This window comes from Streptomyces sp. SudanB182_2057, from assembly GCF_964272715.1.
GTDB classification, from domain to species: Bacteria; Actinomycetota; Actinomycetes; order Streptomycetales; family Streptomycetaceae; genus Streptomyces; species Streptomyces rubradiris.
On record NZ_OZ186798.1, the window covers coordinates 5429389 to 5454129 of the forward strand.

Sequence of the window (24741 nt, forward strand, 5' to 3'; positions counted from 1 at the left end):
CCTCCGCCGTTCCGTGCGGCGGGGGCCCAGGAGAGACACGGCTCACGCGGGCTTGAACCGGGCGTGGTCCGGGGGATGAATCAGATGTGGTCGAAAACACTCCCAGCCCGTTACCGGGACGTGGTGGCGCTTCCACCAGGCATGAGGGGAGACTGACTGCAGATCGTCCCGGCGCGAGCCACGCGCCGCCGACGCCCAAGGAGGCACCCGTGCCGCATGTCCTGGTCCTCAACGCGTCGTACGAGCCGCTCGGCGTCGTACCGCTCCGCCGCGCGCTCGTCCTCGTCCTGGAGAACAAGGCGGTCTCCCTCGAGGAATCCGGCGCCTATCTGCACAGCGCGACCGTCACCCTCCCCGCACCCAGCGTGGTCCGGCTCAAGCGTTTCGTCCGGGTCCCCTACCGGGGGCCCGTCCCGTTGACCCGCCGCGCCCTCTTCGCGCGCGACGGGGGCCGGTGCATGTACTGCGGTGGCGTCGCAACCAGCGTCGACCACGTCATCCCGCGCAGCCGCGGGGGCAAGCACGTCTGGGACAACGTGGTGGCCTCCTGTCGCCGCTGCAACCACGTCAAGGCCGACCGTCACCTGGTCGAGCTGGGCTGGCGGCTGCGGCACAAGCCGGCCCCGCCGACGGGGCTGGCCTGGCGCATCATCGGCACCGGGCACCGGGACCCGCGCTGGCTGCCGTACTTGCAGCCGTACGGCGCGGACGACGCCCTGGCCCGGATCGACGGAGTGTCCGCCTAGATCCGGGCCGGTGCGTGTACGCCCGGCGGGCTGGGTCCGGACCGGGCGGCTGGATCCGGACCGGTGTGGTTGGACGCCCGGCGGGCGGGCCGGGCCGGTGTGTGCGTGCCCGGCGGGCGGCCCGGTCGGTGTGTGCCCGGCGGGCGGGCCGGGCCGCCCGGGGTGCGCTCCGCCGGTCACCGGCGCCGGATCACCCGCGCGCCGGTCATCCGCCGCGCGTGGGCGCGGGCTCACGGGGTAGGCCTGCCGTAACCCGGCCACGGGCGACCCGTGGCACCCGCACCCCGACAAGGAGGCCCCCGTGGCCGCTCGCCTCAGGATCCCGGCCCCGTCCAAACCCGTGGCGGCACCGTCCGCCGAGCCCGGCCAGGCGCCGGTGTGCGTCTTCAGCGCGGAGAGCGCGTCCACGCAGGCACCGCTGACCAGCGAGCCGCCGCTGCCCGACGCCGAACCGCTGACCAGCGAGCCCCCGCTCGCCGAGGCCGCCCCGCTGACCAGCGAGGCCGACCCGGTCCCGGACTTCTGCGCGTCGGGGCTGTAGATGGCCGCGGCGCCCGCAGAGCACCTCACGGAGGATCTCGCCCGGCTCGCCGGACTGCACGGGGTCGCCACCTCCTACCGCCCCGCCCCGGACCGTACGGTCCACGTCCCCGCCTCCGCCGTGACCGCCGCCCTCGCCGCCCTGGGCGTCGACGCGAGCGGCCCGGACGCGGTGCGCGCCGCCCTCGCCGCCCGGGAACGCGAGCTGCGCGAGCGGCTGCTGCCGCCGGTGGTGGTCCGCTGGGCCGGCGCCGAGCCGCCCGCCGCCCTCACCGGCCTGCCCGCCGGCACCGGGCTGCGCGTGCTGACCGAGGACGGGGAGGAGCGGGAGGGGACCGGGGACCTGCCGCCGGGCGTGCACCGGCTGACCGCCACCGCCCCCGACGGCCGCACCGGCGAGGCGCGTCTCGTCGTCGCCCCGGACCGGCTCCCCGCCCCGCCCGGCCGCTCCCACGGCCTCCTGGTCCAGCTGTACTCCCTGCTGTCCCACCGCTCCTGGGGCATGGGCGACCTCGCCGACCTCGCGGAGCTGGCCGGCTGGGCCGCACGCATCGCCGGCGCCGGGTTCGTGCAGGTCAACCCGTTGCACGCGGCCGTACCGGGCGCCCCCACCGACCCCTCCCCGTACCGCCCCTCCTCCCGCCGCTTCCCCGACCCCGTCCACCTGCGGATCGAGGACGTCCCCGAGTTCGCCTACGCCGGGGACCGCGAGCGGCTGGGCGGCCTGCTGGAACGGGCCGGGCGGCTGCGCGCCGCCGTCCTGGACAAGGGCGCCCTCATCGACCGGGACGCCGTGTGGGAACTGAAGCGGGAGGCGCTGGAGGCGGTCCTGGCGGTGCCCCTGGGCCCCGGCCGGCAGGCCGCCTACGACGCCTTCCGCGCCGCCCACGGCCAGGCCCTCGTCGACCACGCCACCTGGTACGCCCTCGCCGAGGCGCACGGCCCCGACTGGCACGGCTGGCCCCAGGAACTGCGCGACCCGCGCTCGGCCGCCACCGCGCGGGCGAGGTCCGCGCTCGCCGGCCGGGTGGAGTTCCACACCCGCCTGGCCTGGCTCACCGACGACCAGCTCCGGGCCGCCCAGCGCACCGCCCGCGAGGCCGGCATGCCCGTCGGGATCGTGCACGACCTCGCCGTCGGGGTGCACCCGGGTGGCGCCGACGCCTGGGCCCAGCAGGACGTGTTCGCCGCCGGCATGTCCATCGGCGCCCCGCCGGACGCCTTCAACGCCCGCGGCCAGGACTGGGGCCTGCCGCCCTGGCGCCCCGACCGGCTCGCCGCCACCGGCTACGCGCCCTACCGCGAGCTGCTGCGCGCCCTGTTCCGCTACGCCGGCGCCCTGCGCATCGACCACGTCATGGGCCTGTTCCGGCTCTGGTGGGTCCCCGAGGGCAGCCCGCCCACCGAGGGCACCTACGTGCACTACGACGCCGACGCCATGCTCGCCGTCCTCGCCCTGGAGGCCGACCGCGCCGGGGCGGTGGTGATCGGCGAGGACCTGGGCACCGTCGAGCCCGGTGTGCGCGAGGCGCTCCAGCGGCGCGGGGTGCTCGGCACCTCCGTGCTGTGGTTCGAGCGGGACTGGGAGGGCGACGGCCGCCCGCTGCCGCCCGAGCGCTGGCGCGCCGACTGCCTGGCCACCGCCACCACCCACGATCTGCCGCCCACCGCCGCCCGGCTCACCGGCGACCACGTCGAGCTGCGCGACCGCCTCGGCCTGCTCACCCGCCCGGCCGCCGAGGAACGGGCCGGGGCCACCGCCGACGCCGCCGAGTGGCTGGCCCTGCTGGGCAGCCTCGGCCTGCTGGACCTGGCGGCGGCCGGGCCGCCCGGCTCCGACGAGGAGGAGGAGATCCGCGCCGTCCACCGCTTCCTGCTGCGCACGCCGGCCCGGCTGATCGGCGTCTGGCTCCCGGACGGCGTCGGCGACCGACGCCCGCAGAACCTGCCCGGCACCTGGGACGAATACCCGAACTGGCGCCTCCCGCTCGCCGATCCGGAGGGCCGCCCGGTCGCCCTGGAGGAGCTGGTCGCCTCGCCGCGGCTGCGGGGGCTGCTGGACGTCCTCAAGGAGGACCGCGCGCCGGGAGGCTGAGGGAGCCGGAAGAGGTGCGCGGGGGCGCCGGCCCTCGCCCGGCCGGCCCGCGCGTCCCCGGCGGTAAGGCACCCCGGGCGCGCGGCCTTCAGCCTGGTTCGCTAACTTGAATGCGTGGACAAGAACAACGCCCTGCGCGCCGGCGCCCTGGCCGCCGGTACGACGCTGATGATGCTGCTCATGTCGTCCCCCGCGCTCGCGCTGACCCGCGACGACGGTGACGACCCCGGCCCGGGCCTGAGCGTCATCCAGACGCTGGGCCTGTACGTCTTCCTCCCGGTGGTGCTGTTCGCGGTGATCGCCGGTCTGGTCATGGCGCTGGACAAGTCGCGCGCCAAGAAGGACACCACCTCGTCCAACATCAACGTCAAGCCCGGGGCAGGGGCCAAGGCCTGACCGCCCCGCCGGTTCGTTCGCCGGGGGCGCCCGTCCTCCCGCCGGTACGCGCGTGCGCCGTACCCGCGTGAGCCGGGCGCCCCCGGCGTTTTCGCGTGCACCACCCTGGGTCGTTCAGGAGAACTGAAAAGAACGATCGTAAAGATTCGATGGACCTGACGGTTCCGGCCTTGCGACGGTAGAAGCACCTTCCCGACCGAGCCGACCCGAAAGGCCCCCTGTGCCCGCAGCCGCGCACCGGACCACCCTCGCCCCCGCCCCCGCGCCCCGCGCCACCCGCTCCCGGCAGGCCGCCGCCCCCCTCCTCGGCCTGGCCTGCGCCGCGCTCGCCACCCTCGTCTGGTCCGGCAGCTTCGTCACCTCGCGCGGACTGCACGACAGCGTCCCGCCCATCCAGCACGCCTTCTGGCGGTGGGTGATCGCGCTGCTCGCCGTCGCCCCCTTCGGCGCCTGCCGGGCCTGGCGGCAACGGCACCTCTTCCGGCGGCACGCCCGCTACGTCCTCCTGGTCTCCCTCCTCGGCGTCGCCCTCTACAACACCCTCGTCAACCAGGCCGGACTGACCACCCCGGCCGCCACCATGGGCATGATCATGGCCGCCTCGCCGGTGCTCATGGCCGTGTTCGACCGGCTGGGCGGGGCACGGCTGGGCGCGCGGCGCACCACCGGGCTGCTGCTGGCCTGCGCGGGCGTGGTGCCGCTCGTGGCCGGCGGCGGCGCGGGCTTCACCCCGGGCACCCTGTGGATGCCGGCCGCCGCCTGCTGCTTCGCCGGCTACAGCGCGCTGCTGCGCCGCCGGCCGGCCGGACTCGACGCCACCGCCTTCCTGTTCACCACCTTCCTCGCCGGCACCGTGCTGCTGCTGCCCGCGTACGCCGTCAGCCTCGCCGTGCAGGGCGGCTTCGAGCCCGTGCCCGGCACCGTGCTGCCCCTGCTCTACGTCGGCGTGGCGTCCTCCGCGTTCGCCTTCTTCGCCTGGAACAAGGCCGTCGCCCTGATCGGCGCCACCCGCGCCGGCATCGTCTACTACCTCCAGCCGGTCTGCGTGGCCGCGCTCTCCTGGGCGCTGCTCGGCGAACACACCGGCGTCACCGGCCTGTTGTGCCTGGCGCTGATCCTGGCCGGGGTGGTGCTGGGCGCGGGCTCGCGCCGCTGACGGTGCCGTGTAGCGTGCGGCGCATGAGCGAGTGGGACCTCAGGAAGCTGCGGATTCTGCGCACCCTGCGCGAACGGGGCACGGTCACCGCGACCGCCGCGGCCCTGCACATGACCCCGTCCGCGGTGTCCCAGCAGCTCACCAATCTCGCCGCCCAGCTCGGTGTGGACCTGCTGGAGGCGCACGGCCGCCGGGTCCGGCTCACCGACGCGGCCCGGCTGGTGCTGGCGCACACGGAGCCGGTGTTCGAGCAGTTGGAACGGGCGGACGCGGCCCTCGCGGCCTACGCGCACGGTGACGCCGGGGAGGTCCGCGTCGGCGCCTTCCCGACCGCCGTCCCCGCCCTGGTCGTACCGGCCGTACGGGCCCTGCGGGACACCCACCCCCGGGTGACCGTCCGGGTCCGGGAGACGGAGGCCGCCGAGGCCTACCGGCTGCTGGCCGCCGGGGACGTCGACCTGGCCCTGTCCCTGGCGGCCGAGGCACCCGGCGCCGCCGACCCCCGCTTCACCCACGTCCCGCTGCTCGCCGACCCGCTGGACGTGGCCCTGCCCCCGGACCACCCGCTGGCCTCGGCCCCCGGCCTGACCCTGACCGACCTCGCCGCCGAGTCCTGGATCTACGGCGGCAGCGGCCCCTGGTCCGACATCACCCGCCGCGCCTGCGAGGCGGCCGGCTTCACCCCTCACCAGGGCCACTCGGCCTCCGGCTGGACCGCGATCCTCGCCATGGTGGAGGCGGGCATGGGGGTGGCCCTGGTACCGCGGATGGCGGCGGGCCGGCGCGCGGGCGTGGTCCTCAGGGAACTGGGCGCCGACGGCCCGGTACGACATGTGGTGGCAGCGGTGCGCAGCGGCGGCGCCGCCGCTCCGGCGACCGCCGGTGTCCTACACGCCCTGCGCCGGGCGGCGGACCCGACGCCCGAGGGATGAGGACGCGCAGACGGGTCCCGCGCCCCCGGCAGTCACGCACCGGGGCGACCGTCACAGCCTGTGCGGCGAACGCCCGTCCGGCACCGGCAGGCCTGGGTCGCTCCGGGTGAACTCGTACCTCTGGCGAGTGCCGACGGATAGTACGACTTGACCAGACGACCGGCTGCCCGGGCTCGGATGGAGCCATGTAGGAAGCGGGGCGCATGGTGCGCTGCCGGTGCGCGCGGACGGTGACGGAGGCTCCGGCGCGGCCGACCACGAGTCGCTGGTCCTTGAGCAGCTGAAGCGCCTTTTGAATGGTCGCGTTGGAGGCGTTGAACCTCGCCTTGAGCTGAGCGGTCGACGGCAGGGCGGAGCCCGGCGCCAGGTTGCCGCTCATGATGTCGTCCCGCAGATCGGCGGCGATCCGCTCGTGCAGGGATCGCCGGTCCTCGGTGCCGGTATCCGTAGTGGACACGATCATCCGATCCGCATCTCGTAGCGCAGTCGTTGTCTGTGGGCCGGCATGACCATCATGTCGACCTGAATGGGCCGGTCCTCGCCGTCCAGAGTGATCCTGCTCAGGGTGAGGACCGGCGCATCGGGGGCCAGTCGCAAGGCGTCGCGCTCCTCCGCGCAGGGCAGCCGAGCGGTCACGTCCTCACGCACACGCCTGCCGACGTAGCCGAGTTTGGCCAATAGGGTCACCGCTCCACCGGGGATCTTTCCTCTCTCGGCGAGAGGAGTCCCACGGGCCACGTCGGCGGGATAGTACGTGTCCGTCAGCTCACAGGGCTCGCCGTCGAACTCAATGATCCGTCGGCGTACGACAACGCTCTCGCCTATGGGCAGGCCCAGAAGAGCGGCGACTTCCTCCCCGGCGGGCACCTCCCCTGCCCGCACGATGCGCTGACCGCCCTTGCCGCCTCGCGCCGCGGCCTCGGCTCCCCAAGCGTCGGACTGCCCCCGCTCACGTGGCGTCAGGTACGGCATCGAAGTACTGACCCACACGCTGTCGCCCACAGTGTCCTCCTGAGTCGGTCGCCGGCCTTGCCGGTCTACACGGTAAGTGACCGCCCGCGTCTTGGAGTTGGCCACCCGCGCACACGAAAGGGCGCCCGGTGCGGAAACCGGGCGCCCTTTCTCGGGGGGTCAGCGGGACGTCGCCGCCGCGTCTGCCGCCTGGGCCTTCAGGGCCCGTTCCACGCCGGCGCGGGACTCCGAGACCAGGCGGCGCAGGGCCGCGTTCGGCTCGGCCGTGGTCAGCCAGGTGTCCGTCTTGGCCAGGGTGTCCTCGGACACCTGGACCGCCGGGTACAGGCCGACGGCGATCTGCTGGGCCATCTCGTGCGAACGGGACGCCCACACGTCCTTGAGGACCTCGAAGTACCGGTCCGTGTACGGCGCGAGCAGCTCCCGCTGGTCGGTCTGCACGAAGCCGCCGATCACGGCCTCCTGCACGGCGTTGGGCAGCTTGTCGGAGTCGACGACCGAGGCCCACGCCTCCGCCTTCGCCTCCGCCGTCGGACGCGCGGCGCGGGCGGTGGCCGCGTGCCGCTCACCGGCCGCCGTCCGGTCCCGCTCGTACTCGGCCGCGATCTCCGTCTCGTCGTACCGGCCGACCGCGGCGAGCCGCTCCACGAACGCCCAGCGCAGCTCGGTGTCCACGGCCAGGCCCTCGATGGTCTGGGTGCCGTCCAGCAGGGCCTCCAGCAGGTCCAGCTGCTCCGGCGTGCGCGCGGTCGCCGCGAACGCCCGCGCCCAGGCCAGCTGGTGGTCGCCGCCCGCCTCGGCCGCGCGCAGATGGGCCAGCGTGGCGTCGGTCCAGCGGGTCAGCAGCGCCTCGCGGGCGGACGGGTCGGCGTACAGGTCGATGGCCAGCTTCACCTGGCGGTGCAGCGACTGCACCACGCCGATGTCGGACTCCTTGCCGATGCCGGACAGCACCAGGGAGAGGTAGTCGCGGGCGGCCAGTTCGGCGTCCCGGGTCATGTCCCAGGCCGACGCCCAGCACAGGGCGCGCGGCAGCGACTCGGTGAAGTCGCCGAGGTGCTCGGTGACCACCGCGAGCGACCGCTCGTCCAGCCGGACCTTGGCGTACGACAGGTCGTCGTCGTTGAGCAGCACCACGGCCGGGCGGCGCCGTCCGGTCAGCTGCGGGACGGCCGTCAGCTCGCCGTCGACGTCCAGCTCGATCCGGTCGGTGCGCTCCAGCTTGCCCGCGTCGGACAGGTCGTACAGGCCGATCGCGATGCGGTGCGGGCGCAGCACCGGCTCGCCCTTGGCGCCGGCCGGCAGCGCCGGGGCCTCCTGGCGCACGGCGAAGGAGGTGATGACACCGTCGGCGTCCGTCTCCACCTCGGGGCGCAGGATGTTGATGCCGGCCGTCTCCAGCCACTTCTTCGACCAGGTCTTCAGGTCCCGGCCGGAGGTCTCCTCCAGGGCGCCCAGCAGGTCCGACAGGCGGGTGTTGCCGAAGGCGTGCCGCTTGAAGTACGCCTGCACGCCCTGGAAGAACTCGTCCTCGCCGACGTACGCCACCAGCTGCTTCAGCACGCTGGCACCCTTGGCGTAGGTGATGCCGTCGAAGTTGACGAGCACGTCGTCCAGGTCCCGGATGTCCGCCATGATCGGGTGCGTGGACGGCAGCTGGTCCTGCCGGTACGCCCAGGTCTTCATGGAGTTGGCGAACGTGGTCCACGAGTGCGGCCAGCGGGAGCCGGGGGCCGCGGCCTGGCAGGCGATCGACGTGTACGTGGCGAACGACTCGTTCAGCCACAGGTCGTTCCACCACTCCATGGTGACCAGGTCGCCGAACCACATGTGGGCCAGCTCGTGCAGGATCGTCTCCGCGCGCACCTCGTACGCCGCGTCGGTCACCTTGGACCGGAAGACGTACTGGTCCCGGATGGTCACCGCGCCCGCGTTCTCCATCGCGCCCGCGTTGAACTCGGGCACGAACAGCTGGTCGTACTTCTTGAACGGGTACGCGTAGTCGAACTTCTCCTGGAACCAGTCGAAGCCCTGCCGGGTGACCTCGAAGATGGCGTCCGCGTCCAGGAATTCGGCCAGCGAGGGCCGGCAGTAGATGCCGAGCGGCACCGACCGGCCGTCCTTCTCGTACACGCTGTGCACGGAGTGGTACGGGCCGGCGATCAGCGCGGTGATGTACGTCGAGATCCGCGGGGTCGGCTCGAAGGACCAGACGTTGTCCTTCGGCTCCGGGGTGGGCGAGTTGGAGATGACGGTCCAGCCCTCGGGCGCCTTCACGGTGAACTTGAAGGTGGCCTTCAGGTCCGGCTGCTCGAAGGAGGCGAAGACGCGGCGGGCGTCCGGCACCTCGAACTGCGTGTACAGATACGCCTGCTCGTCCACCGGGTCGACGAAGCGGTGCAGGCCCTCGCCGGTGTTGGTGTAGGCGCAGTCCGCGACGACCCGCAGGACGTTGGGGCCCTGGAGCAGGCCCGGCAGCGCGATCCGGGAGTCCTCGAAGACCTCGGCGACGTCGAGCGGGTCGCCGTTGAGGACCACCTCGTGGACGGTGGGCGCCACCAGGTCGATGAAGGACTCGGCGCCGCCCCGCGCCACGTCGAAGCGCACCGTGGTCACGGACCGGTAGGTACCCCCACCCTGCGCGCCGGAGAGGTCGAGATCGATCTCGTACGAGTCAACGGTGAGCAGCTCGGCCCGCTGCTGCGCCTCTTCGCGAGTCAGGTTTGTGCCAGGCACGCGGTCATCTCCTCGTTATGTGTCGGTTGCGCCATCCTTCCATGGGAGTGACGGGGAACGCGATGTCCGGTTCCCGCCGGTGCCCGTGGCGCCGGGGGACGCGCGCCGGGGGAGGGCGCACACGCCGGAAGGCCGTCCGGGGACGGCCTTCCGTGTGCCGTTGGCCCGCGTCGCGCGCTCAGTTCACCACGATCACCACGACACCGGTGCCGACGAGCCCGTTGTGGAAGCCGTTGCCGTAGAAGTTGTTCCGGAAGCCGCAGCCGTGGCCCCAGCCGCCGCGGTCGAAACAGCCGTGGTGGGTGGAGACCTGCCCCGGCGTGGCCGCCGAGGCCGTGCCCGCCGTACCGATGGCCGCGCCACCGGCCAGGACGGCGCCGGCCGCGGATGCCGCGAGGAGACGCCTCACGCGTAGTGCTTTCATGGGCCTACCTTCCTTCCACGCCCTCGTGGGGTTGTCCGGATACGGGGGCGATGGGCGATGCCGCGGCGCGCACGGGGCACGGCGCGGTACGCGGGTGACGCCGCGGGGGCGAGGGGCACGTCCCGTGTGCCCGGGCGGGGATCGTGACCAGGGCGCTCGCCGGCGGCGGGCACACCGCCCGACCGCGGCCCTCCTCCAACACGCTAGCGGCCCCCCGGCGGCTCGGCATCTCGGACCCGGGCGCCCGTCCGGCACCGCCCTCCGCCGTCAGCCCGCCGCCCGTTCCGCCGCCGCCAGCGTCCGGGCGAACTCCCGTACCGTCTCCGTCTCCGCGTCCCGGTGCCAGACCAGGGCCAGTTCGGAGTCGGGGACGCCGTCGACGGGGACGTAGGCGATGTCGGTGCGCCGGTGCTGGGCGGCCGTGGGATGGCACAGCAGCAGGGCGCCGCGGCCGGCGGCGGCCAGGGACAGGGCCTCCTGAAGGGTGGTGGCCGCCGGACCGGGCAGCGCGCCGGGGGCACGGGCGGCACGCCAGTACGGCGGAGCCGGCGCCGCCGCCCCGATCAGCGGTACGGCCGCGAGGTCCGCCGCGCCGACCCGGTCCCGGCCGGCGAACGCGTGCCGCCGGGAGACGGCCAGCGTGTGCCGCTGCCGGGAGAAGACCGGGCCGACGACCAGGTCCGGCTCCGCCACCGGCAGCAGCACCACCGCCGCGTCCACCGCGCCCCGCCGCACCGCCCCGAACGGATCCGCGTACGGGATCTCCACCAGGTCGACCGAACGGGCCGCGTCCTTCGCCTCGAACGCCGCGACCGCCTCCAACAGCGGCGCGTAGGCCGTCCCCTGGAAACCCAGCCGCAGCGGGCCGGTCCCGCCCCGGGCCACCGCCCGCGCGTCCGCCACCGCCGCGTGCAGCGCCCCGTACGCCGGACGCAGCCGCTCCAGGAAGCGTTCACCGAGCGGGGTCAGCGCCACCCGGCGGCTGGAGCGGTGCACCAGCCGGGCGCCCACCCGGCGCTCCAGCGCGGCCAGCAGCTGGCTCACCCGGCTCTGCGACACGAACAACCGCTCCCCGGCCCGGCCGAAGTGCAGCTCCTCGGCGAGCACCAGAAAGCACTCCAACTCCCGTAGCTCCAGCCCCGACACGCGACTCCCTCCGCCGATCACTCCCGCTCATGCAAGGGTGAGCGGATCGCCGTTGTTCCCGCGCCGCCCGCGGCAAAGGCTGGGGGCATGGTCTTCCGCCGAACCCCCCACCTCCGCACCCGCACCCGCCACCCCGCCCCTCCCGTCACCCCGTCGGACCGGCCCTGGGCCGCCGTCGGGATGCTCGCCGGCGCCACCTTCGCCGTCGTCACCACCGAGATGCTCCCGGTCGGCCTGCTCACCTCGCTCGGCGCCGGACTTGACGTCTCCGCCGGCACCGCGGGCCTCGCGGTCACCCTGCCCGGACTGGCCGCCGCCGTCGCCGCCCCGCTGCTGCCGGTCGCCGTGCGCCGCGCCGACCGCCGTACCGTGCTGTGCGCGCTGCTGCTCCTGCTGGCCGCCGCCAACCTGCTCACCGCGCTCGCCCCCGCCTTCCCCGTGGTGCTCGCCGCCCGGCTGCTGGTCGGGGTGTGCATGGGCGGGGTGTGGGCGGTGGCCGCCGGGCTCGGCGCGCGGCTGCTGCCCGGGCCGTCGGCCGGCCGGGCCACCGCGCTGGTCTTCAGCGGGATCGCGGTCGCCTCGGTGCTCGGGGTGCCCGCCGGGACCTTCCTCGGCGCGGCGGCGGGCTGGCGCACCGCCTTCGTCGCGATGACCGGCAGCGCGCTGCTGGTGGCGGCCGGGCTGGCCGTCGTCCTGCCGCCGCTGCCCGCCGAGGGCGCCGTCCGCCTCGGCACGTTCCCCCGGCTGCTCGGCGCCGCGCGGGTGCGGTGGCTGCTCGTCACCGTCGCCCTGCTGGTCACCGGCCACTTCGCCGCCTACACCTACGTCCGGCCCGTCCTGGAACGCACCCCGGGCACCGGGCCGGGCCTGGTCGGCACCCTGCTGCTCGGCTACGGTCTCGCGGGCGTCGCCGGGAACTTCGCGGGCGGCGCGCTCGCCGCCCGCCGTCCGCGCCGCGCCCTGCGGCTGATCGCCGCGGTGCTCGGCGCGGTCGTCGTGCTGCTCGCCCCGGCGGGCCGCTGCGCCGCCGGGTCGGCCGCGCTGCTGCTGGTGTGGGGACTGGCCTACGGCGGGGTGTCGGTGTCCGGCCAGCGGGCCCTCACGGCCGCCGCGCCCGAGGCCCCGGAGGCCGCGTCCGCCCTGTTCGCCGGGGTGTTCAACGCGGCCATCGCGCTCGGGGCGCTGGCCGGCGGCCGGCTCGCGGACGGGCCGGGGACGACCGCGGTGCTGCTCACGGGCGGTGTCCTCGCGGGGCTGGCGGCCCTCACCCCGGGCCGCGACGAGCGAGGGGCGGCCACGTCACCGTGACCGCCCCCTGCCGCGTGGGTGCCGTTACTTCGCCGACAGCTCCGCCGCCACCAGCTCCGCGATCTGCACCGCGTTCAGCGCGGCGCCCTTGCGGAGGTTGTCGTTGGAGATGAACAGCGCCAGGCCGTTGTCCACCGTCTCGTCGCGGCGGACACGGCCGACGTACGACGGGTCCTGGCCGGCCGCCTGGAGCGGGGTCGGGATGTCGGAGAGGGCCACGCCGGGCGCCTTCGCCAGCAGCTCGGTGGCCCGCTCCGGGCTGAGGGGGCGGGCGAAGCGGGCGTTGACCTGGAGGGAGTGGCCGGAGAAGACCGGCACGCGCACACAGGTGCCGGACACCTTCAGCTGCGGGATCTCCAGGATCTTGCGGGACTCGTTGCGCAGCTTCTGCTCCTCGTCGGTCTCGTTCAGACCGTCGTCCACGATCGAACCCGCCAGCGGGAGCACGTTGAAGGCGATGGTGCGCTGGTAGACCTGCGGCTCGGGGAAGTCGACCGCCCCGCCGTCGTGGGTGAGCTTGTCGGCCTCGGCCGCCACCTTCTGCACCTGACCGTGCAGCTCGGCCACACCCGCGAGGCCCGAGCCGGACACCGCCTGGTAGGTGGCGACGACCAGGGCCTCGAGCCCGGCCTCCTCGTGCAGCGGCTTCAGCACCGGCATCGCGGCCATCGTGGTGCAGTTCGGGTTGGCGATGATGCCCTTGGGGCGGTCGGTGATCGCGTGCGGGTTCACCTCGGAGACCACCAGCGGGACCTCGGGGTCCTTGCGCCAGGCCGAGGAGTTGTCGATCACGACGGCGCCCTGGGAGGCGACCTTTTCGGCCAGCGCCTTGGAGGTCGCGCCGCCCGCCGAGAAGAGCACGATGTCCAGGCCGGTGTAGTCGGCGGTCGCCGCGTCCTCCACCGTCACGCCGTCCAGTACGGTCCCGGCCGAGCGGGCCGAGGCGAACAGGCGCAGCCGCGTGACCGGGAAGTCGCGCTCCGTGAGGATCCTGCGCATGACCGTGCCCACCTGACCGGTGGCTCCGACGATTCCGACCCTCACGGCGACTCCCTCTTGTGTGTTGCTTGCCTGACCGGGGCGTTTCCATGATGCGGCCCACCCCGGCCCACCTGTCCAATTCTTTGCCCAGCGGGCCCGAGGAATGGGACACGGCCGCCCCCGTGAACGGTTCCGCACGTCCGCCCGGCACCCCGTCGGGCTGGAGGAATTCCCTCCGCGACGGCCCCGCGCCGCAAGCTGTGCCGTCCCGCCCCTGCCCGCGCGGGCCCCGGCCATACGAGGGTGTGACGTACGCCTCTGGCGACCGGCCCTCCGGAGACCGGCCCCCGGCGCACGAAAAAGGGGCGGGGGTCCGTACGGCCCCCCGCCCCTCCTTTCCGGCCGTCACCCCGTTACGGCGTGACCTTGCCGATCTTCACGCTGGCCGTGCCCGCCACCGTGCCGCGCGCGTTCACCAGCTGGACGCGGCCGAAGAACTCGCGGCCCGCCGGGGCCTCGGCAGCGGCCGTGACCTGCCCGGTGACCGTCGCCGAGGCGCCCGTGGCGAGGTGCACCGGGGCCGAGCCGGGGACCGTGACGGAGCCGAGGGCGGAGGAGAAGAACACGTCCCGGTAGTCGTAGTCGGTGGAGCCGGACGGGACGGCGTAGCCCACGACCTGGATCGTGTAGGTGCCGGCGGCCGGGGACGGCACGGAGACCGCCTCCTCCGAGTCGCCGTCGGCGGACTTGCCGACCTCCTTGCCGGCCGCGTCGTACACCGCCAGGTCCAGGTCGGCCGCCGCGTCCGACACCCGCCCGATGGCGACGTCGAGCGAGGTCGCGCCGGCCGGGACGGTCACCGTGGTGGTCCGCGTCTCGCCCTGCTTGATCGCCGGCCGGGCGGACTCGGCGGAACCGAGCGGGCCGCCGGTCAGCGTGCCGTCCAGCGGGGCGTACCCGTTGGTCACCTTCCAGGACGCGGTGACCGGGGTCCCCACCTTGGCCTCGGGCACGGTCACGGTCTGCGGGTCGAAGGCCGCGCCGAGCACGGAGACGTCCAGCCGGTAGGGGTTGTCGAGCAGCGGGGAGGTGCGCCGGGACTCGACCTCGACCTCCCAGACGCCGGGCTGCGGGTCGGCGTACGCGCGCACGCCGGGCTTGCAGCCGTTGCCGTCCAGGTAGTTGTGGTAGCAGTACGGCGTGCCGGTGGTGTCGGACGGGACGCCGTAGGGGTGGATGGCGATGAACCGGGTCTGGCTTCCGTCCTTCAGCCCGCCGAGGGCGACCTCCAGGGACGTGGCGCCCTCCGGCACGGTCAGGAAGTACGACCGGGTGCTGTTGCGCTGCACCGAACCGGACGCGGAGTAGGTGTACTTCACCGGCTCGGCGACGACGACCGTGGTGAGGATCTGCTTGTCGACGCCCTCGGTCCTCGGGTCGTCGACCTCCAGGATCGCGCTCTTGAGGCCCGCGGACCCGGGCACCGCCTGCACCTTGACCGTCACCGGCCGGTTCAGCGGGAGCCGCACCACGTCGTCACCGACGATCCGGAAGGTGCGCCCGGCGTTGTTCTCGAAGTGCAGCTCGTGCCGGAGCGCCTTGTCCGGGCCGGACGTACGGGTGATCGTCACGTCGTACGTCTTCTTCTGGCCCGCCTTCAGGCCGCCCTCGCGGTCGTACAGGCCGGTGCCCCGGCCGGGGGTCTTCAGGGCGTCGTCGATCGCGGTGTCGACCGGCGCCTCGACGGTGTAGTCGTGGGCGGTGGCGCCGTCCTCGATGGCGTCCCAGGCGTCCACGATGTTGATCAGGCCCGCGCCCTCCTCGTACGCCTGGACGCCCTTGATGTGGTCGGCGGTCGAGGTCAGCGCGGTGCGCAGCCGGGCGGGGGTGAGGCCGATGCCCTCGCGCTTGGCGGCCGACAGCAGCAGCGCGGTGGCGCCGGTGGCCTGCGGGGCGGCCATCGAGGTGCCCTGGAGCATCGAGTAGCCGGCCGGGAGGGAGTAGCCCGCCTCGGCGACCGGGCCGCCGGGCAGCCAGGTCTGGGTGGTGTTGATCGCGGCGCCGGGCGCGCTCAGGGTCGGGGTGAAGCCGCCGTCCTCGCGCGGGCCGCGCGAGGAGAACGGCATCATCGCGTACTCCTTCGCCACGACCGAGCCGTAGTTGGCGGCCCAGGTCTCCTTGGAGATCGTCGCGCCGACCGAGATCACCTTGTCGGCCAGGCCCGGGTCGCCGATGGTGTTGGTGCCCGGCCCGGAGTTGCCGGCGGAGATCACCAGCTGGACGCCGTAGGTGTCGATGAGCCGGGTGTACAGCTCGGCGCGCGCGTTGTTGCCGTCGTTGAGCGCGGGCAGCCCGCCGATCGACATGTTGACGATGTCGACACCGCGCTTGGTCACCAGGTCGATCATGCCCTCGGTGAGGGCGACGTTGGTGCAGCCGCCGGTCCAGGTGCAGGCCCGCGAGGACACGATCTTCGCGCCGGGGGCCGCGCCGTTCATCTTCCCGCCGAACAGGCCGTGGGCGGCGGTGATGCCGGCGACATGGGTGCCGTGCTCGGACTCGATGACCCCGATGTTGACGTAGTCGGCCTTGGCGCCGGAGGCGTTGTAGACGACGTCCTTGCGGGTCTCCACCACGAACGGGACCCGCTCGGCGACCTCGGTGGCCGGGTCGTCGGTGCCGAAGTGGCCGACCTGGAAGCCGTCCTTGTACGGCTTCATCGCCGGGTCGTCGGTGAAGTCCAGGTTGTCGTTCGTGTCGACGCGGACCGTGCCGGCGGCCGGGTCGTACAGCACGCCCCAGGCGTCGGTGGTGTCGCCGTCCCGGTTCAGGTCGCCCTTCTCGTCGCCGCCGGCGGTGGCGGACTCGTACATGTAGTTGAACTTGTACGAGCCCTCGGGCGCCGTGAACTTCTCGGTGCCCTGCGCGGTGGTGACGGAGAAGGCCGGGCCGGTGACGGCGGTGGTCATCCGCCGCCAGGTGCCGTCGCCGTCGGTGACCGGGTCGGTCGCGGTCACCCAGTCCACGATCTTCCGCTCGCCCGTGGTGGTCGTGCGCAGCGCCGGGTGGCCGAGGTCGACGCCGGAGTCCAGGATGCCGATGGTGACCCCGCGCCCGTCCGCCTTCGGGTGGTCCCGGACGAAGTCGACGGCACCGGTCTCGAAGGAGGGGTTGTACGGGTTCTCCGCCGGGGTGTTCCGGCCCGGCGCCGGGTAGGCGGCCTTGCCGGAGGGGGACTTGGCGCCCGCGGGCACCGGGTCGTCCAGCGGGATCTCCTGCTTGAGGTCGACGGCCCGCACGGAGGAGAGCTTCACGGCGGCGTCGATGGCCGAGTCCGCGCGGCTCGTCGGGACGGTGGCCCGGACGTAGCCGAGCTTGTCGTCCCTGCGGCCCACCAGGCCGCCGTCGACCGCGTCCAGCTCCCCGGCGACCTGCTCCGTCTTCCCGGGCGAGGTCGCGATCATCAGGGTGACGCTCTTGTCGCCGCCGGCCTTCGCCTCGGCGAGCAGCGCGGCGTCGTCCGGACCCAGTTTGTCGTGGGCGGACTTGACGCCGGGGTCGGCGGCCGGGGCGGGGGACGGCTCCGCGGCGAGGGCGAGCGGCACCGGTCCGGCCGCGGAGAGGGCGGCCACCACGCCCACGGCCACGGCTATGCGGGCCAGGCGTCTCGGGCCGGATATGGGATCACGCTCGGGGGCGGTGTGGTTCATCGGCATCCCTCAGGTCAAGGAACGAGCGGACGGAAGCGCTCAGCCTGACCGAAAGGGCGCCATAATGGGGACCGTTGACCCAATCGAAATGAACGTATGGGGAAAACCCGCGATGCGAAACGGGCGTGTTCCGACGGTATGGGACGGAATCCGGTCATCGCGTACGGGGTGACCCGCCCGCTGCCGGGATTTTCGCTCGCCGGTGCCCGCCGCACCGCATAACGTCCGGGCATGCGACGGAACTTGAGGGTGGCGGCCTACGCCGTGTGCGTCCGCGACGGACACCTCCTGCTCGCCAGGTCACCCACGCCCGGCGGCACCCACGAGTGGGTGCTGCCCGGCGGCGGCATGGAGCACGGCGAGGACCCGTACGACACCGTCCGGCGCGAGGTCACCGAGGAGACCGGCTACCGCATCGAGGTGACCGGTCTGCTCGGCGTCCACACCCGCCGGTTCGTCGGGGACCCGCGCGTCGGCCGCCGCCGGGACCACCAGTCCCTGCGCATCTTCTACGCGGGCGAGGTCACCGGCGGGAAGCTCCGCCCCGAGACCGGCGGCTCCACCGACTTCGCCGCCTGGCACGACCTGGCCGCCGTACCCGGTCTGGTCCGGGTGCCGATGGTCGACATCGGGCTGCGGCTGTGGCGCGAACGCCCGCCGCACGGACGGCTCGCGGACCGGCCGGAAGCGACGTCGTAGAGCGCGACGGGAGCCGGTCCGGAGAAGGCCGGAAGTCGCCCGACCGGCACACACCCGGGCAACCCGCGCGCCCCGGCCGCCGTTTCTCCCCCCGACCGCTCCGCACCCACAGGCAGGGGAAGACATGCGCGTACGCACGGCTGTGACGGGCACCGCCGTCCTGCTCCTCTCGGCGGCCCTCGCGGGCCCGGCCCTGGCGACCGGTCCCGCACCCGGTGCGCACACCGGGACCCGCGCGGCCGTCCGGGCCGCCGTCGCGGCCGGGGTGCCCGGCGCCACCGCCACCGTGCGTGACGCCCACGGCACCTGGTCCACGGCGGCGGGCGTCGGTGACCTCCGCACCGGCCGGCCGCGCTCGGCCCACGACCGCTACCGCGTCGCCAGCATCACCAAGACCTTCGTCGCCACCGTCCTGCTCCAACTGGCGGCGGAAAACAGGCTCTCCCTGGACGACCCGGTGGACACCTGGCTGCCGGGCCTGGTCCGCGGCCACGGCCACGACGGCCGCCGGATCAGCGTGCGGCGGCTGCTCAACCACACCAGCGGCATCCGCGACTACCTCACCGACGACGGCTTCCGCCGCGACCACTTCACCGAGGACGGCTTCTTCCGGCACCGCTACGACACCCTCGCCCCCCGGGACCTGGTGGCCGTGGCGATGCGGCACGCGCCCGCCTTCGCGCCCGGCGCCTCCTGGGGGTACTCCAACACCAACTACGTCCTCGCCGGACTGGTGATCGAGCGGGTGACGGGCCACCCGTACGCCACCGAGGTCACCCGCCGGATCATCACCCCGCTGCGCCTGACGGCGACCTCCCTGCCCGGCACCCGGACCGGCCTGCCGCGCCCGAGCGCCCGGGCGTACTCGGCGTTCGGCGTCCCCGGCGGCCCCGTCCACGACGTCACGGACCTCAACCCCTCCCTGGCCTACGCCGCCGGCGAGATGATCTCCGACTCCGCCGACCTCACCCGCTTCTACGGCGCCCTGCTCGGCGGCCGGCTGCTGCCGCCGCGCCGGCTCGGGGAGATGAAGACCACCGTGCCCGTCGAGGCGGCCCCCGGCGTCCGGTACGGCCTCGGACTCACCGACACCCGGCTGGCCTGCGGAACCCACGTCTGGGGCCACAGCGGCGAGATCCCGGGCTCGGTGTCCGAGGCGGCGGCCTCGGCGGACGGCCGGCACACCCTGGCCGTCCACTTCGACGGGGACTGGGCCGGGGACACCACGGCCGTGGCCGAGAAGGAGTTCTGTCAGCCGGAGACGCGGGAGAGCACCGGCAGGTAGCCGAGCGACTGGCCCGGCGCCGTGGGGTGGTAGGACTCGGTGATCGCCAACACTTCCACGCTGTGCAGCCAGGGGTGGGAGGAGCAGATCTCGTGCCCGGCGAAGGCGGCGGTGACATCGGCGAAGGTGAACCCGTGGGCGGCGGCGCGCCCCGCGATCACCCCGTTGAGGTGGTCCACGGCGTCGTTCAGGGCGGCGCGCTCGCCGTCCTGGAGGCCGAGCGCGCAGGAGCCTTTGAGGTGGTACAGGCGCGGGTAGCCCAGCACCACCACCCGGGCGGCGGGCGCCCGGTCCCGGATGGCCGTGTAGAGGCGGTCGAGGTGGTCCGTCAGCGACCCGTCCATGGTGTCGACGGCCCGGGACACGGCGGTGCGGCAGCGGTCGGTACCGCCGATCGCGCAGAGCGCCATGGTCCCGGCGAAGCCCGAGTCGTGGCCGCCCACGGTCAGGGTGACCAGGGAGGTGCGCGGGCTGAGGTGGCCGAGCTGCTCGGTCAGCACCTCCTCGGTGCCGGCGCCGTTGCACGCGGCGAAGCTGAACGTCGCCGGCGCGTGGGCCTCGGCCCACAGCACGGGGTAGGCCCGGCTGCTGCGCTTGCACTCCTTGCCGGAGGCCTGGTAGTCGCCGGCGCCCACCCCGGAGGAGTAGGAGTCGCCGAGGGCCACGTAGCCCCCGGCCGGGGTGCGGGGCGGCGCCTGGGCGGTCGCGGGACCGGCGAGGGCGCAGGCCCCCGCGAGGAGCAGGGCGCAGGCGCCCGCCGCTATTCGGGTCTGTCTCATGACTCTCCTGTACCGGGGCCCGCCCCGCCCCGCCCGCCGCGCTGGTCCGGCCGGGTGAGCCCTCACCCGGCCGGACCGGCACGCCTTGCCGAACCGGCGGACGCGGGGCAGCACCGCGCGGCGGCTACCGGGGCCGCACCACGACGTACACGGCCGGCTCGCGGTCGGCGGAGGCCATCAGCGCCGTCCGCACCACCGTCGCCTGCTGCTCCGGGCAGTCCCTGAGCTTGCGCGGCGTGAGGTACACGACGGTGATGCCGAGGCGCTCCAGATGCTCGCGCTTGCCGGCGTACCGGGACCACACGGCGTCGTCGTCCTGCCGGGAGACCCGGGTGTCCAGCTCCACCGCCACCGCGTGGTCCGGCCAGTAGGCGTCCAGGCCGCCCAGGTGCGGTCCGCCGGGCAGGCGCAGGTCGACGTTCCACACCGGGTCCGGCAGACCGTACTCGCGGACCATCCGGTAGAGGCGGTCCTCGGCGGCCGGGCGGCCCTCCGCGAACACCGCGTCCACCGCGTCCGCCACGTGCGGCCGGTGCAGCAGCCGCGCCCGGGCCAGCTCCCGCAGCAGGACGGCCGGTTCGCAGTGGCCGCCGCGCACCGCCTCGGTCAGCAGCCGCCGTACCGTCTCGGTGTCCGTCGGCTCCGCCACCGCGTCCGCCAGCGCCCGCGCCACCGGCGCCACCGGCAGACCCGCCACCCGCTGCGGCTCGGGCGGCTCGGCGGTGCGCTGGATGCGCACATAGCCGGTGGAGCGCGGCCGGCGCTGCCGGGACACCAGGACGTCCACCCGGTTCAGGGCGTCGGGCGGCGGGGTGGCCGAGAAGCCGTGCAGGGCCAGCGCCGCCGGCCCGGTGAGCACCGCGTCCGGGTACTGCGGCCGGTGCGGGCCCTGGGCCGTCGGCTGGGCCGGCACGCCCTCCCGTGCCGTGCGGGCCGCGTACAGCAGGGCGCCGTGCAGCCGCTCCTCGCCGGTGGGCGGGCCGGAGTGCAGCAGGATCACCCGCGGCAGCAGCTCCCGCCAGGGGCCGCCGGGGCCGCACCGCTCGGCCAGCTCGGCCGGGGACACGCCGTGGGCGCGCAGCTGGGCCGCCGTCAGGACCCGGCGGTGGGCGTCGGCGAGGTGGCGCAGGGGACGGGGGGAGAGGGGGGCGTCGTGCGTCATGGCCTCGGGATTCCCAGGACCCGACCGGTCCGTAACCGCTGTTACACAGCCGTCGAAGAATGCGGACAAGACGGTACTAAAGGTCAGGTGTTCGGATGCCGAGAGGGCATGGAAAACCCCTGGTCCGATCGGGTGCGGACCAGGGGTTACGGCTCCGTTCGCCCGGATTTCGTAACGGTTGCCGGCCGGGCGGGCTCAGGCCAAGGCTCAGCGGCCGGCCGTCGCGTCACACGCCTGTGCGCGCAGCGCCCGCGCCAGGTCGTCCCGCGCCTCCAGCACCAGCCGCCGCAGCGCCGGGGCCGCGTCCTCGTGCGCCGCCAGCCACGCGTCCGTCGCCTCCAGCGTCTCCGGCCGGTCCTGCAGCGCCGGGAACAGACCCCGCACCACGTCCATGCCGATCTGGATCGACCGCTCCCGCCACACCCGCTCGATCGCCGCGAAGTACAGCTGCGCGTACGGCGCGGTCAGCTCCCGCTGCGACGGCTGGGCGAACCCCGCGATCGTCGCCTCCACCAGCGCGTTCGACAGCGCGTCCGACTCCACCACCTGCGCCCACGCCTGCGCCTTGACCGCCGCCTGCGGCCGCGCGGCCAGACAGCGCACCTGGTGCCGCTTGCCGGACGCCGTGTCGTCCCGGGCCAGCTCCGCCGCCAGCACCGACTCGTCGGCCGCCCCGTGCGCCGCCAGCGGCTCCAGGAACACCCAGCGCAGCTCCTGGTCCAGCTCCAGACCCTCGATCGAGGTGGTGCCGTCCAGCAGGTCCCGCAGCAGCTTCAGGTCCGGCTCCGCGGCGGCCACGGCGGCGAAGAACCGCGCCCAGGCCAGCTGGTGCTCGCTGCCCGGCGCCGCCGACCGCAGCTCCCGCAGCGCCCCCTCGGCCAGCAGCTCCCCGCCGGTCTCCCGCCACGCGGGCGCCGTGTAGTGCGTGAGCGCCGAGTTCGCCCAGGCGTGCAGCATCTGGAGCACACCGATGTCCGACTCGCCGCCCGCGAACCGCAGCACCAGAGCGATGAACTCCCGCGCCGGCAGCAGCCCGTCCCGGGTCATGTTCCACAGCGCCGACCAGCACAGGGCGCGCGCCAGCGGATCCGTGAGCCCGCCCAGGTCCGTGCGCAGCGTCTCCAGCGACGTCGCGTCGAACCGGGTCTTGCAGAACGTCAGGTCCTCGTCGTTGACCAGCACCAGCTCCGGCGCCTGGAGCCCCGCCAGCTCCGCCACCACCGTGCGCGGCTCGTGCACGTCCGTCTCCGCGCGCGCGTAGCGCTCCAGCGTGCCCTCGGGCGTACGCCGGTACAGGCCCACCACGATCCGGTGCGGACGCAGCTCCGGATGCGACTCCGGGGCCTCCTGGACGACGGCCAGCTCGGCGACCCGGCCGCCCGTGGTGTCCAGCAGCACCTGCGGGGTCAGCGCGTTCACGCCCGCCGTCTGGAGCCACGACCGCGCCCACGCGCTCATGTCCCGGCCGCTCGTCTCGCCCAGCACCGACAGCAGGTCGCCCAGGCGGGTGTTGCCGTACGCGTGCCGCTTGAAGTAGCGCCGGGCGCCCTCCAGGAACGCGTCCCGGCCGACGTACGCCACCAGCTGCTTGAGCACCGAGGCGCCCTTGGCGTAGGTGATGCCGTCGAAGTTCAGCTTGGCGTCCTGCAGGTCGCGGATGTCCGCCGTGATCGGATGCGTCGAGGGCAGCTGGTCCGCCCGGTACGCCCACGCCTTGCGCCGGTTGGCGAAGGTGATCCAGGCGTCCTTGAAACGGGTCGCGCCGACGCTCGCGAACGTGCCCATGAAGTCCGCGAAGGACTCCTTCAGCCACAGGTCGTCCCACCACTCCATGGTGACCAGGTCGCCGAACCACATGTGCGCCATCTCGTGCAGGATGACGTTGGTCCGCGCCTCGTACGACGCCTGCGTCACCTTCCCCCGGAAGACGTACTCCTCCCGGAACGTCACCATGCCCGGGTTCTCCATCGCGCCCAGGTTGTACTCCGGCACGAACGCCTGGTCGTACTTCCCGAACGGGTACGGGTAGTCGAAGTGCTCGTGGAAGAAGTCCAGGCCCTGCTTGGTGACCAGGAAGATGTCATCGGCGTCGAAGTACGGGGCGAGCGTCCTGCGGCACATCGCGCCCAGCGGGATCTCCAGCTTCGTGCCGTCCTCGAGGGTGCGGCTGTAGAAGTCCGTCACATAGTGGTACGGGCCCGCCACCACACACGTGATGTACGTCGAGATCGGCTTGGTCTCCGCGAACCGCCACACCCCGTCCACGAGTTCGCCGGTGCCGTTGCTCCACACCGTCCAGCCCTCCGGCGCCCGCACCTCGAACCGGTACGGCGCCTTCAGGTCCGGCTGCTCGAAGTTCGCGAACACCCGGCGGGCGTCGGCCGGTTCGTACTGCGTGTACAGATAGACCTCGCCGTCCTCGGGGTCGACGAAGCGGTGCAGGCCCTCACCGGTGCGCGAGTACGCGCACTGCGCGTCCACCACCAGCTCGTTCTCCGCCGCCAGGTCCTCCAGCGCGATCCGCGAGCCGTCGAAGACCTCGCCCGGGTCCAGGTCCCGGCCGTTGAGCGAGACGGAGGTGACCCGGGGGGCCAGCAGGTCGGCGAAGCTCGACGCGCCCGGCTCGTTGCACCGGAACCGCACGGTGGTCACCGAGCGGAACGTGCGCGGCTCCCCGGCCCCGTCGCCGACGGCGGACCGCAGGTCCAGGAACACGTCGTATCCGTCGACGGACAGCAGGGCGGCCCGCTCCCGGGCCTCGTCGCGGGAAAGATTCTCACCGGGCACGGACGGCACTCCTCATGATCGCGGAGAACGGCTGAAACAGGACCGATCCTGCCATGTGCTCCTGACGGCGGACAGCGGGGAATGCGGGTGGCGCCCGCCTCGTTGACGCGGGAAACCCACGTTTCGCCAAGGAGCGCCATGTCCGAGACCGCCACCTCGTCCGGCAAGACACCCGTCGACTTCTGGTTCGACCCGCTGTGCCCGTGGGCCTGGATGACCTCCCGCTGGGTGCTGGAGGTGGAGAAGCTCCGCGACATCGAGGTCCGCTGGCACGTCATGAGCCTGGCGGTGCTCAACGAGGACAAGCTCGACGAGCTGCCCGCCGACTACCGCGAGCTGCTGACCACCAAGGCGTGGCCGGCCGTCCGGGTGGTCACCGCGGCCTGGCAGAAGCACGGCGAGGACGTCGTCGGCCCGCTCTACACCGCCCTCGGCACCCGCATCCACAACAACGGCGAGGGCCCGACCCTGGAGGCCATCGCGGGCGCGCTCGCCGACGCCGGCCTGCCCGCCGAGCTGATCGACTACGCCGGCCAGGAGGACTTCGAGTTCGAGGCCGAGCTGCGCGCCTCCCACAAGGAGGGCATCGAGAAGGTCGGCCAGGAGGTCGGCACCCCGGTGATCGCCCTGCCCGGCCCCGACGGCGAGCAGATCGCCTTCTTCGGCCCCGTCGTCACCCCCGCCCCCAAGGGCGAGCAGGCGGCCCGCCTGTGGGACGGCACGGTGGCGGTGGCTTCGGTACCGGGCTTCTACGAGATCAAGCGGACCCGGACCAAGGGCCCCGACTTCAGCAACCTGTAACCACCTGAGCACCCAAGGGAAGACCCCCGTGAGTCACGTCCTCACGGGGGTCTTCTTTCATCCGCCTGCCGTCGTGAAGGGTGAGA

At 73.9% G+C, this 24741-nt stretch carries 19 protein-coding genes and 1 pseudogene; 10 read left to right on the top strand and 10 right to left on the bottom strand.

Annotated elements, in window-relative coordinates:
- Positions 1 to 209 precede the first annotated feature (209 nt).
- The 6 genes from ACSURM_RS23975 (at position 210) to ACSURM_RS24000 (ending at position 5865) form a co-directional block, all read left to right on the top strand.
- Complete coding sequence (locus tag ACSURM_RS23975) at positions 210 to 746, top strand: HNH endonuclease (RefSeq protein ID WP_189757476.1); 537 nt, start codon at positions 210 to 212, stop codon at positions 744 to 746.
- A 301-nt stretch (positions 747 to 1047) separates the two neighbouring features.
- A complete protein-coding gene (locus ACSURM_RS23980; protein WP_436957822.1) occupies positions 1048 to 1287 on the top strand; it encodes a hypothetical protein in 240 nt (79 codons plus the stop codon).
- Positions 1288 to 3381: a 4-alpha-glucanotransferase gene (gene malQ, locus ACSURM_RS23985; protein WP_436957824.1), complete on the top strand. Its 2094-nt coding sequence runs from the start codon at positions 1288 to 1290 to the stop codon at positions 3379 to 3381. It abuts the gene before it with no gap.
- Positions 3382 to 3495: 114 nt separating this feature from the next.
- Positions 3496 to 3777: a hypothetical protein gene (locus ACSURM_RS23990; RefSeq protein ID WP_436957826.1), complete on the top strand. Its 282-nt coding sequence runs from the start codon at positions 3496 to 3498 to the stop codon at positions 3775 to 3777.
- Between the two features lie 220 nt (positions 3778 to 3997).
- A complete protein-coding gene (locus ACSURM_RS23995) occupies positions 3998 to 4933 on the top strand; it encodes a DMT family transporter (RefSeq protein ID WP_436957828.1) in 936 nt (311 codons plus the stop codon).
- Between the two features lie 23 nt (positions 4934 to 4956).
- On the top strand, positions 4957 to 5865 hold the full coding sequence (locus ACSURM_RS24000) for a LysR family transcriptional regulator (RefSeq protein ID WP_436957829.1): 909 nt from the start codon (positions 4957 to 4959) through the stop codon (positions 5863 to 5865).
- Between the two features lie 151 nt (positions 5866 to 6016).
- Here the strand turns inward: ACSURM_RS24000 and ACSURM_RS24005 are convergent.
- The 5 genes and pseudogenes from ACSURM_RS24005 to ACSURM_RS24025 form a co-directional block, all read right to left on the bottom strand.
- Positions 6017 to 6328 (bottom strand): annotated as a pseudogene (locus ACSURM_RS24005) (GntR family transcriptional regulator); the annotation flags it as partial.
- Entirely contained in the window at positions 6325 to 6867 is a 543-nt protein-coding gene (locus tag ACSURM_RS24010; RefSeq protein ID WP_436957831.1) for a GntR family transcriptional regulator, read from the bottom strand. The gene ACSURM_RS24010 and the pseudogene ACSURM_RS24005, both read right to left, overlap by 4 nt.
- Positions 6868 to 6996: 129 nt before the next feature.
- The gene (gene pepN / locus ACSURM_RS24015) at positions 6997 to 9573 is read right to left on the bottom strand and encodes an aminopeptidase N (protein ID WP_436957833.1); all 2577 of its coding nucleotides are present in this window, start codon (positions 9571 to 9573) and stop codon (positions 6997 to 6999) included.
- A 178-nt stretch (positions 9574 to 9751) separates the two neighbouring features.
- On the bottom strand, positions 9752 to 9997 hold the full coding sequence (locus ACSURM_RS24020; RefSeq protein ID WP_436957834.1) for a hypothetical protein: 246 nt from the start codon (positions 9995 to 9997) through the stop codon (positions 9752 to 9754).
- A 267-nt stretch (positions 9998 to 10264) separates the two neighbouring features.
- Positions 10265 to 11143, bottom strand: coding sequence for a LysR family transcriptional regulator (locus tag ACSURM_RS24025; RefSeq protein ID WP_436957836.1), 879 nt, complete (start codon positions 11141 to 11143; stop codon positions 10265 to 10267).
- 87 nt (positions 11144 to 11230) lie between these two features.
- Between ACSURM_RS24025 and ACSURM_RS24030 the strand changes: the two genes are divergently transcribed.
- On the top strand, positions 11231 to 12451 hold the full coding sequence (locus ACSURM_RS24030) for an MFS transporter (RefSeq protein ID WP_436957837.1): 1221 nt from the start codon (positions 11231 to 11233) through the stop codon (positions 12449 to 12451).
- 24 nt (positions 12452 to 12475) lie between these two features.
- Here ACSURM_RS24030 and ACSURM_RS24035 read toward each other — a convergent pair whose 3' ends face one another.
- Together ACSURM_RS24035 and ACSURM_RS24040 are read right to left on the bottom strand one after the other, a co-directional pair.
- Complete coding sequence (locus tag ACSURM_RS24035; protein ID WP_436957839.1) at positions 12476 to 13495, bottom strand: aspartate-semialdehyde dehydrogenase; 1020 nt, start codon at positions 13493 to 13495, stop codon at positions 12476 to 12478.
- Between the two features lie 350 nt (positions 13496 to 13845).
- The gene (locus ACSURM_RS24040; RefSeq protein ID WP_436957841.1) at positions 13846 to 17142 is read right to left on the bottom strand and encodes a S8 family serine peptidase; all 3297 of its coding nucleotides are present in this window, start codon (positions 17140 to 17142) and stop codon (positions 13846 to 13848) included.
- 231 nt (positions 17143 to 17373) lie between these two features.
- Here ACSURM_RS24040 and ACSURM_RS24045 point away from each other — a divergent pair, with 231 nt between their 5' ends.
- Positions 17374 to 17841, top strand: a complete 468-nt coding sequence (locus ACSURM_RS24045) for an NUDIX hydrolase (RefSeq protein ID WP_436957843.1) — start codon at positions 17374 to 17376, stop codon at positions 17839 to 17841.
- Positions 17842 to 17965: 124 nt separating this feature from the next.
- Entirely contained in the window at positions 17966 to 19126 is a 1161-nt protein-coding gene (locus tag ACSURM_RS24050) for a serine hydrolase domain-containing protein (RefSeq protein WP_436957845.1), read from the top strand.
- On the opposite strand, the gene ACSURM_RS24055 is transcribed toward ACSURM_RS24050, so the two are convergent.
- From ACSURM_RS24055 to pepN (ACSURM_RS24065), 3 genes are all read right to left on the bottom strand, one after another.
- Positions 19093 to 19905, bottom strand: a complete 813-nt coding sequence (locus ACSURM_RS24055) for an SGNH/GDSL hydrolase family protein (protein WP_436957846.1) — start codon at positions 19903 to 19905, stop codon at positions 19093 to 19095. The genes ACSURM_RS24050 and ACSURM_RS24055 overlap by 34 nt on opposite strands.
- Positions 19906 to 20029: 124 nt before the next feature.
- A complete protein-coding gene (locus tag ACSURM_RS24060; protein WP_436957847.1) occupies positions 20030 to 21067 on the bottom strand; it encodes a hypothetical protein in 1038 nt (345 codons plus the stop codon).
- 207 nt (positions 21068 to 21274) lie between these two features.
- Positions 21275 to 23854: an aminopeptidase N gene (pepN, locus tag ACSURM_RS24065; RefSeq protein WP_436957848.1), complete on the bottom strand. Its 2580-nt coding sequence runs from the start codon at positions 23852 to 23854 to the stop codon at positions 21275 to 21277.
- 138 nt (positions 23855 to 23992) lie between these two features.
- Between pepN (ACSURM_RS24065) and ACSURM_RS24070 the strand changes: the two genes are divergently transcribed.
- The gene (locus ACSURM_RS24070; protein WP_436957849.1) at positions 23993 to 24655 is read left to right on the top strand and encodes a mycothiol-dependent nitroreductase Rv2466c family protein; all 663 of its coding nucleotides are present in this window, start codon (positions 23993 to 23995) and stop codon (positions 24653 to 24655) included.
- Positions 24656 to 24741: the final 86 nt, after the last annotated feature.